An 8,686-nucleotide genomic window follows, 5' to 3' on the forward strand; every position below is an offset into this window, starting at 1 on the left:
CTGGTACCGACGTTACGTGACCGATTCGTGATCTCGGCGACCGGGCCGACCGGCTCACATGCGCCCGTCCTCACACCGGGGGGCCGGCGCCCGGGGTCACCAGAGGGAGACGCGGTCCCGGCGGGGGCCTGCGGGGGCGCCGAGGCGGGCGATCAGGGCGGCCCAGGACCGTGCGGTTCCCGGTGTCCGGGACGGGCGGGGGCGCAGCCAGCGGACCGCGAGGTCCGGGTCGTCCGGGTCGACGTCGAAGCGCTCCCGCCGTGGGAGACGGGTGACGCTGCGGAGCTCGACGACGGTCCCGCTCGCGACGGACTGGACGCCGTAGAGGCAGCCCGGCGGGACGAGCAGCCGCTGCGGGCCCTCGAGCAGGGCGACGGCGAGCCGGCCGAAGGTGCCGCCGTCCGGCCGGGCGTCGATGACGACGGCGTAGCCGCTGCCACGGGGGACGCCGAGCAGCATCGCGTCGCCGGGGTGGCCGAACAGGCCGAGCACGGCGTCCTGGGCGGGCCGGCGCCGTCGTCGCACGGTGAAGGGGGCGAGGTCCGGTCCGGAGGCGCCGGTCGCGGTCGGGTCGAGCAGCAGCGCGCCGGGCACCACGGTCCGTACGACGTCCACTCGACCTCCCTCGGGTCCGGTCACCGCGTGCGACGGGCGCGCGGTGGGCTGCGGTTGCGGTACCGGAGGTGACAACGAGCGGCCCCGGTCCCGGTGACGCAGCGCGAGTCCGCGTTGCTCCGATCGAGTGCACAGCGGGCAGTCGGGCGCCGTACCTGTTACCGCGACCGGTACGCCCGCGACGAGCGAATGTGCCTGGCGAGCACCCGCCGCGGGGTACGTGGTGCCGAGACCGTTGCGCTGCGTGGGAACGGTCGTGCCCGGCCCGGGGCCACGCCGTGTACGCGGTGGTGGACCCGTGCACGCAGCGTCCGACCGCCGAGGCGCGCAGTCACCGATCGGGGGAGCATGGGGGGTTGCGGTTACCCTCGGACCGGGGAGGCGACATGCGTGGTCGACTCGGCGAGCTCGAGGCCGCCGTGATGGACGTGTTGTGGAGCGGTGTGGGCCCGTGCCGGGTGCGCGACGTCCGCGCCCGTCTGGCCCCGGCCCGCCCGCTGGCGTACACGACCGTCATGACGGTGCTCGACAACCTGCACCGCAAGGGCTGGGTGCGGCGTGAGCTGGAGGGTCGCGCCTACCTCTACACGCCGGCCGCGAGCCGCGAGGAGGAGACCGCGCGTGCCCTGCGCGACCTGCTCGACGGTCCGGGCGACACCGAGGCGGTCCTCCTGCACTTCGCGCGCTCGGTGACCGAGCGCGAGTCAGCCGTGCTGCGCGCCGCCCTCCAGAGCCCCGACCGCGGCTGTCACCGCGCTCCCGGGTCCCGATCGCGGCCGACATCGCCCTAAGAGCGTGTTTGGAAATGGTGGGTGTGTCGGGATGGTCGACACGGCTGGGGTGCTCCATCGTGGTCGGCATGCAGGAACGACCGCGCCGGTACCCTCGGACACCAGTGATGCCCAGTGGGTGGTGATCGAGCCGTTGTTACCGCCGCTCGCGCGGCGGGGGCGGCCTGTTGCTCATGCTCGTCGGGACGTGCTGGACGCGATCTTGTATGTCGTGCGGACCGGGTGTGCCTGGCGGGCGTTGCCGGTGGACTTCCCGCCCTGGCAGACCGTCTACTGGTACTTCAACCAGTGGGAACAGCAGAAGGTCACCGAGAAGATCCTCCCGGTCGTGCGGGGGCAGTTACGTATCGCCGAGGGCCGTGATCCGGAGCCGAGTGCGGGGATCATCGATTCCCAGTCGGTCAAGGGCGCCGACACCGTCGGCCAGGACTCCCGCGGCTACGACGCCGGGAAGAAGACAGGCGGACGGAAACGGTTCATCGTGACCGACACCCTCGGTCTGCTGCTGACCACGATGGTGTGCTCGGCCTCGGTACAGGACCGCGACGGCGCCAAGCCGATCCTGCTCAACCTCTACCTGCGCACCAGGGTGCGGTTCGTCTACGCCGACGCCGGCTTCGCCGGGCGACTGCTCGACTGGGCCGCCACGATCCTGCAGACAACGATCGAGATCATCCGCAAGCCACCCGAGCAGCGCGGATTCACCGTCCTCCCACGAAGGTGGGTGGTCGAACGGACCCTGGCCTGGCTCACCGCACACCGACGCCTGGCCCGAGACTACGAACGCCACCCCACCACATCCGAAGCCATGATCCGCTGGGCCGCGATCAACACCATCACCCGCCGCATCGCCCGTGGATACCCCGCCACCCGCCAGCAGAAACACACGACACCCTCAACCCACTAGAATTTCCAAACACGCTCTAAGGAGCGATCGCGGCCGACACCGCCCTCCCGGGGCCGAACCGGTCGGGACCGGGGCCGGCGGCGCCGGTCGGGGTCCCGGACCGGAGCGGGTCAGGCCGCCCGGTCGCGCTGCGGGCGGGACCGCAGCCAGGCCGGACGGCGGCTCGCCGGGGCGGGGCCGTCGTCGTCGCGCTCGGCGGTGCGGGTGATGTTGCGGACCATCCCGCCGAACACGATCCCGTGGAACGGCGCGACCGACCACCAGTACAGGTAACCGGCCAGGCCGTGCGGGATGAACACCGCGCGCTGGTGGTAGACCGACCCGCCCGGACGCGGGCGCACCGACATCTCCAGCCAGGCCCGGCCGGGCACCTTCATCTCCGCGCGCAGCCGCAGCAGCCCCTCCTCGGGGCCGCAGTCGCTGCCGGCCGGGCGGGGCCCGCCGGGCTCGATCATCCGTTCCACCCGCCACCAGTCCAGCGCGTCGCCGGTGCGCAGGTCGTGCGGGTCGCGACGGCCGCGGGACAGCCCGACACCGCCGACCGCGCGGTCCATCCAGCCGCGCACCGACCAGGCCAGCGGGAACGAGTACCAGCCGCGCTCGCCGCCGATGCCCTCGATGACCGTCCACAGCCGTTCCGGGGTCGCGTTGCAGGGCTGCTCGCGCTCGTCGAGGTAGACGTCGCCGCCGGCCCAGTCCGGGTCGCTCGGCAGCGGGTCGGACGGCACGTTCTCCACGGTCGCGCCGGACCAGCGGGTCTCCACCTCGCCGTCGGTGATGCGGGACAGGGCCAGCTCGACGGCCCGGTCGTAGCCGATCAGGCCCTCCGGCGGGTCCGGCACCCAGCGCTTGAGGTCGTCCTCGGTGCAGACGACCTCGTGCACCAGCGACTCGATGAGCGGCGTGGCGATCGACTTCGGCACGGGGGTGACGACGTTGATCCAGTGCGCCGACAGCGACGGCGTCAGCACCGGCACCGGGACCACCCGGCGTCGCGGCAACCCGGCGACGCGGGCGTAGCGCTGCATCATGTCGTAGTAGGTGAGGATCTCCGGGCCGCCGATGTCGAACGTGCGGTTCAGCTCGGCGTCCGGGGCGTCGATCTCGGCGACCCGGATGAGGTACCGCAGCACGTCGCGCACCGCGATCGGCTGGATCCGGTTCCGCACCCAGCGCGGCGTGATCATCAGCGGCAGTCGTTCGGTGAGGTAGCGCAGCATCTCGAAGCTGGCCGACCCGGAGCCGAGGATCACCGCGGCCTGCAGCACGACCGTCGGCACCCCGGAGCGCAGCAGCGTCTCGCCGACCTCCACCCGCGACGCCAGGTGCGCCGACAGCCCGCCGGGCGGCGTGTCCGGGTGCAGTCCGCCCAGGTAGACGATCCGTCGCACGCCGGCCGCCCGCGCCGCCTCACCGAGGATGAGCGCGGCGCGCCGGTCGGTCGCCGCGAAGTCGGAGTCCGACAGCGAGTGCACGAGGAAGTAGACGACGTCGACGTCCTCGCAGGCCGCGCGGACGCTGTCCGGGTCGAGCAGGTCGCCCTGCACGATCTCCGCGTCGGCGGCCCACGGCACGTCGGCGAGCTTGTCCGGGTTGCGGACCAGGCAGCGCACGTGGACCGGGCCCGCGGACGGGTCCGGGACGAGGTCGGGCTCGGGACCGCGGCCCAGCAGCCGGGGCGCGAGCCGCCCACCGATGTAGCCGGTCGCACCCGTCACGAGATAGCGCACGTCGCGATCGTCCCATCGCAGGCCCTGTGCGGCAGGGCGTGCCGCTCAGCCGGGCAGGGCGGGCGGTGGGTTCGCCTCGCGGGGGCGCAACGGGTCCACCGCCCGCGGCGCGACCTCGCGCGACGCGACCAGGGACCGCACCGCTGCGGTGAGCACGGCCAGCAGCGGGACGGCGAGCAGCGCGCCGGCGATCCCGGCGACGACCACCCCGACCGCGACGCCGAGCGCCACCGCCAGCGGGTGCAGACGGACCGCCCGGCCCATCAGCAGCGGCTGCAGCACATGGCTCTCCAGCTGCTGCACGGCCAGCACGACACCGAGCACGATCAGTGCGGTCACCGGTCCCTCGGTCGCCAGCGCGACCAGCACAGCGACGGCGCCGGTCAGCACCGCCCCGATGACCGGCACGAACGCGCCGAGGAACACCAGCGCGGCCAGCGGCAGCACGAACGGCACCCCCGTCGCCCACAGGCCCAGGCCGATCCCGAGGGCGTCGACGACGGCGACCAGCACCGTCGCCCGCACGTAGCCGACGAGCGAGGCGAACCCCCGCCGTGCGGCGACGTCGACCCGCGACCGGCGGGCCCGCGGGGTGAGCAGCCGGACGAAGCCCCAGATGCGGCGGCCGTCGTAGAGCATGAAGATCAGCGCGAACAGGCAGAGCGCGAACCCGGCGAGGATCTCCCCGACGGTCGCGGCGGTCGTCACCGCGCCGGAGGTCAGCGTCTGCTGGTTGTCGCGCACCGCCTGCAGCACCTGGTCGCCGAGCACGCCGACGTCGATCCGGAACGGCGTCGCGTCGGCGAGCCCCTGCAGGGAGCCGACGTTGTCGGTGACCTCCGCGACGACCTGCGCGGTGCCGTCGACCAGGGTGCTGACGACGGCGGTCAGCAGCCCGCCGAGCGCGGCCAGGCCGCCGACCATGACCAGCGCCGTCGCGATGCCGCGGGGCACCCGCCGTTCGTGCAGCCACCGGACCAGCGGGGCGAGCAGCGCGGTCAGCAGCACCGCGATCGCCATCGGGACGACGATCACCCGCAGCTCGATCACCAGGAACACCAGCAGCGCGAGCCCGGCGGCGATGACGAGCATCCGGGCGACGGCCTCGGAGGCGATCCGCAGCGGTCGCGGGATCTCCGCCGGCGGCGTGGGGCGGTGGCGTGGTCCGGCGGCCCGCGCCACCGGGTCCGCGAGGTGCGACCCGGCCCCGGAGTCGGAGAGGGCGGCGCGGTGGTGCTCGGCGGTGTCGTCGGGGTGCGTGTCGTCGTCAGGTGTGCGATGGGCAGGGTCGTCGTCGTGCCGCGGGCGCGGGATGCCGCCCCCGGCAGGAGCGGCGGGCCGCCCGGTCCGCTCCGTCATGGCACGGACGGTACGGCGGACCGGCCGGTGCGGCTCGGTGCACGCACCGGTGACGGCCCGGCCCTCCGCGCACCCCACCCCGGTCGGTCCAGCATCGGATCGGACGGAGCAGCGCGCTCGCCGCTCTGTCACTCTCCGTCGAATTACACCCGTGTAGTCGACACACCGCGGACCGGACTCGGCACGACGGAGTGGTGAGATGGTCACTCACCGCCGCGTGGTGGCCGCGACGTGCCGAATCGCGGCCACCGGGCCTATTGCGAGAGTCCGTCGCCGACATCCGCCGCCGCCCCGAAACCTGGACCGTGGCTACCGACTGCTCCAGGAGGAGTCCGGATGAACACTCTCCGTAGACAACACGGAGAGTCTCCGACGGGTCGCGCCACTCGTACGAGGGGGCATCGCCACGAGAACTGTCACCCCCGTTTCCCCACTCAGGTGTCACCCGTTGACCGGGTGAGTGGGCTGAACGGCGGTACGAGATGTACGCGATACGGACCAGGCCGTGGGTCCTCACATCTCAGGCGAGCAGGAGGTACGGCGGGTGTACGAGTTCGACAACGCTGCGGGTGGCCTCGAGTCGTCGATCCGGGCGCGACGCGCCGCGCAGGAGAGCTGGCCGTTCCCCGGCCGGCACGAGTCGCACGAGGAGATCCAGGAGGAGACCCCGATCTTCCACGCCCTCACGGTCGGGGGCTGGCGGGACGGCCGGCGGAGCGGGGACGCCGGCAACGCCGTGCGTCGCGTGCACCGCGACACCGTCCGCACGACCCGCCGCGGTGGCGCGGTCCGGCCGACCGGCGACACGGTCGCCGCGTTCCACTCCGAGCCCGCACCGGTCCCGGCACAGCCGGCCGGCCACGCGGCCCGGGAGCAGGGCGACAGCGCCTGGAACGCACCGGGTGACGCCGCCATGGCGATGCTGCGCCGCCGTCGCGACATCGAGCGTGCCGCGGACCGGGCGGCGATCGCCGACCTGCTGGGCGGTGCCGGCGGCACCGGCTGACCCGCTCGGCCTGAGCGGCCGGAGCGGCGGATCGCGGGCCGTCCGGCCCGGCCGTTCCTCCGGTACGGGCAGCGCGGTACGGCCGTTCGGCACCGGATCGGGGTCGGATCGGCACGCGAGGCAACCACGACACCCCCGGCGCGTCCCGGGGAGTAGTCGCACGCCACGGGCGTGCGGCCGCACGGCAGGACCGGTGGGGACCGGGAGCGCCGAGGACGCACCAGAACATCCCGCGGACGCACCTTGGGACCGCGGGATGAGGTGACGACCGGCTGGGGAGCTGGGTCGTCAGCACGCAAGGCGAGGGCCGGGGCGATGGTCGGAGGGAGCCGACCACCGACCCGGCCCTCGCGCGTGCGGAGGCCACCGGCGCGGCGCGCGCGCCGCCGGTGACGCCGTCGAGCCGACCGGAGCCGTGGGGAGCGCGGTTCCGGGCAGGACGACGGGGCCGAGCGCGGGACACCCTCGTCCCGGACTCGCGTGGCGACATGATCACCACGGAGTGTGACCGTATCGGGCGGCCGTCCGGGTCACAAGAGGGCATTCGCCGCAGCTTCCGCCGTCCCGTCCGGCACACCCGTCACCACGTTCACCCTGCCCCACCGGACACCGTACGACGCACGCGACGCGTGCTCGAATCGTTCCGCACGGTGACCCCCGGCGTTTACCCTGCGAGGGATGAGCACCGATCCCGCCGCGACGGCCCCCGGCGCACCGACCGCCCGCTCGACGAGGCCGGCGTCGTGACGGCCGTGCGACGGGCCGCGGAACGAGGCGCCACCGTCCGGCCCACCGGCGCCGGTGGGCGCGCCCCGGGACCCCTCGTCCGGACCGAGGACGTGCTGCTCGACGTGTCCGCGCTGACCGGCGTCGTCGAGATCGGCGAGGACACCGTGCGGGTGCGGGCGGGGAGACCGTCGCGGACCTCTGCGTCGCCCTCGCCGCCGCCGGCCGGGCACTGGCCACCGTGCCCGACGCGCCCCGCGCCACCATCGGCGGCCCGCCACCGGGCTGGGCATGTACGGCGGCGCCACGCGAGGGCTCGCTGTCCGACCAGGTCCGCGCCGTCCGCCTGGTCGACGGCCGCGGCACCGTCCGCGACGTCACCGGGCCCGATCCGACGCCGCCGCTGCGGGCTCGGTGCGCTCGGCATCGCGACCGCGCTGGAGCTCCCGCACCGTCCCGCTCACCCGGCTGCAGGTGCACGAGCGCGCCGTCGGCATCGACGAGGTGCTCGGCGAGGACCTGCTCGTCGAACACGCCTGGACCGAGTGCGACATCGCGGTCGGCCCGTCGGTGCACGCCGGGTCCGCGGTGCTGCGCTGGGCCGAGCCGGAGCCCGAGGCGACCGGTCCGGTCGAGCGCGCCGGCTGGGGACAGGCGGTGTCGCGGCTGGCGTCGTCGTGGTGGTCCTCCGGGTGGGTCTGCGGTCCGGGTGGCCGCCGCCGCAGCGCTGGGCGCCCGGCACGGCGGGGCCGCCGCACGAGGTCCTGCCGGACCCGCAGCCGTGGGACCCGGACCTGTCCGAGTGGGCCGTGCCGCGTGCCGCCCTCGGGACCGTCCTGCGTGAGCTGGGGGCCGCCGTCGCCGCGCGGGGGCGGGAGCTGCGGCCGGTGCGGGTGCGCACCGGCCGGGCCGAGACCGGTCTGCTGCACCCGGCGTCCGGCCGGGACACCGCCTACCTGCGGCTGCGGACCCGCGGACCGGCGGAGGAGCCGGTCCGCCGGCTCGCCGGGCGCGGTCTGCGAGGACGCCGACGGGCGGCCGTGCTGGACCACCCGGCACGCCTGGGGGCCGGACGAGCTCGCCGTCGCCTACCCGGGGTGGGAGGCGTTCCGCGGCCGTCCGCGACCGGTTCGACCCCGACCGCCGGTTCACCGACCCGCACCTCGCGGCGGTACTCGGCCGCTGACGGGGCGGGGTACCGATCAGAGCTGCCCGCGCAGCCGCGCCGAGATCGACCGCACCGCGGCGAGCGACGCCCGGCGGTCGGCCCGGGTCGGCTCGCCGGCGTCGACGACCTGCTCGCCGCCCACCCACACGTCGTGGACCAGGCGGGAGCCGCCGCCCCACACCAGGTTCGACACGAGTTGCGTCGTCGTCGGACGGCGCGACGAACGCGGAGTCGTCGGTGTCGATGTAACGACGTCGCCCGCCGCCCGGCCTCCAGCGCGCCGAGGTCGTCGCGGCCGATCGCGTGTGCGGGCGTCCGCGCGGTGCCCATGAGCAGCACGTCGCGCGGCGAGTGAGGGCGGCTGCGTCGTCGGCCCCGACCCGC

At 74.7% G+C, this 8,686-nt stretch carries 7 protein-coding genes and 1 pseudogene; 4 read left to right on the top strand and 4 right to left on the bottom strand.

Annotated features, from left to right (window positions below; translation table 11 throughout):
• Window positions 1-96 precede the first annotated feature (96 nt).
• On the bottom strand, window positions 97-615 hold the full coding sequence (locus tag KPL57_RS07010; RefSeq protein ID WP_075309327.1) for a dTDP-4-dehydrorhamnose 3,5-epimerase family protein: 519 nt from the start codon (window positions 613-615) through the stop codon (window positions 97-99).
• Between the two features lie 386 nt (window positions 616-1,001).
• Between KPL57_RS07010 and KPL57_RS07015 the strand changes: the two genes are divergently transcribed.
• Together KPL57_RS07015 and KPL57_RS07020 are read left to right on the top strand one after the other, a co-directional pair.
• Entirely contained in the window at window positions 1,002-1,406 is a 405-nt protein-coding gene (locus KPL57_RS07015) for a BlaI/MecI/CopY family transcriptional regulator (protein ID WP_226350953.1), read from the top strand.
• A gap of 31 nt (window positions 1,407-1,437) precedes the next feature.
• Complete coding sequence (locus KPL57_RS07020) at window positions 1,438-2,313, top strand: IS5 family transposase (RefSeq protein ID WP_226350954.1); 876 nt, start codon at window positions 1,438-1,440, stop codon at window positions 2,311-2,313.
• 110 nt (window positions 2,314-2,423) lie between these two features.
• Here the strand turns inward: KPL57_RS07020 and KPL57_RS07025 are convergent, their stop codons facing one another.
• The gene (locus KPL57_RS07025; RefSeq protein ID WP_226350955.1) at window positions 2,424-4,043 is read right to left on the bottom strand and encodes an SDR family oxidoreductase; all 1,620 of its coding nucleotides are present in this window, start codon (window positions 4,041-4,043) and stop codon (window positions 2,424-2,426) included.
• 45 nt (window positions 4,044-4,088) lie between these two features.
• Window positions 4,089-5,402 carry an AI-2E family transporter gene (locus tag KPL57_RS07030; protein ID WP_226350956.1) on the bottom strand — a complete coding sequence of 438 codons (1,314 nt, stop codon included), beginning with the start codon at window positions 5,400-5,402 and terminating at the stop codon, window positions 4,089-4,091.
• Between the two features lie 544 nt (window positions 5,403-5,946).
• Between KPL57_RS07030 and KPL57_RS07035 the strand changes: the two genes are divergently transcribed.
• Window positions 5,947-6,408, top strand: a complete 462-nt coding sequence (locus tag KPL57_RS07035; RefSeq protein WP_226350957.1) for a hypothetical protein — start codon at window positions 5,947-5,949, stop codon at window positions 6,406-6,408.
• A 488-nt stretch (window positions 6,409-6,896) separates the two neighbouring features.
• Window positions 6,897-8,039 (top strand): annotated as a pseudogene (locus KPL57_RS71830) (hypothetical protein); the annotation flags it as partial.
• Window positions 8,040-8,336: 297 nt separating this feature from the next.
• Here the strand turns inward: KPL57_RS71830 and KPL57_RS07045 are convergent.
• Window positions 8,337-8,495, bottom strand: a complete 159-nt coding sequence (locus KPL57_RS07045; RefSeq protein WP_226350959.1) for a hypothetical protein — start codon at window positions 8,493-8,495, stop codon at window positions 8,337-8,339.
• Window positions 8,496-8,686: the final 191 nt, after the last annotated feature.

Source organism: Pseudonocardia sp. ICBG601 (genome assembly GCF_020496245.1).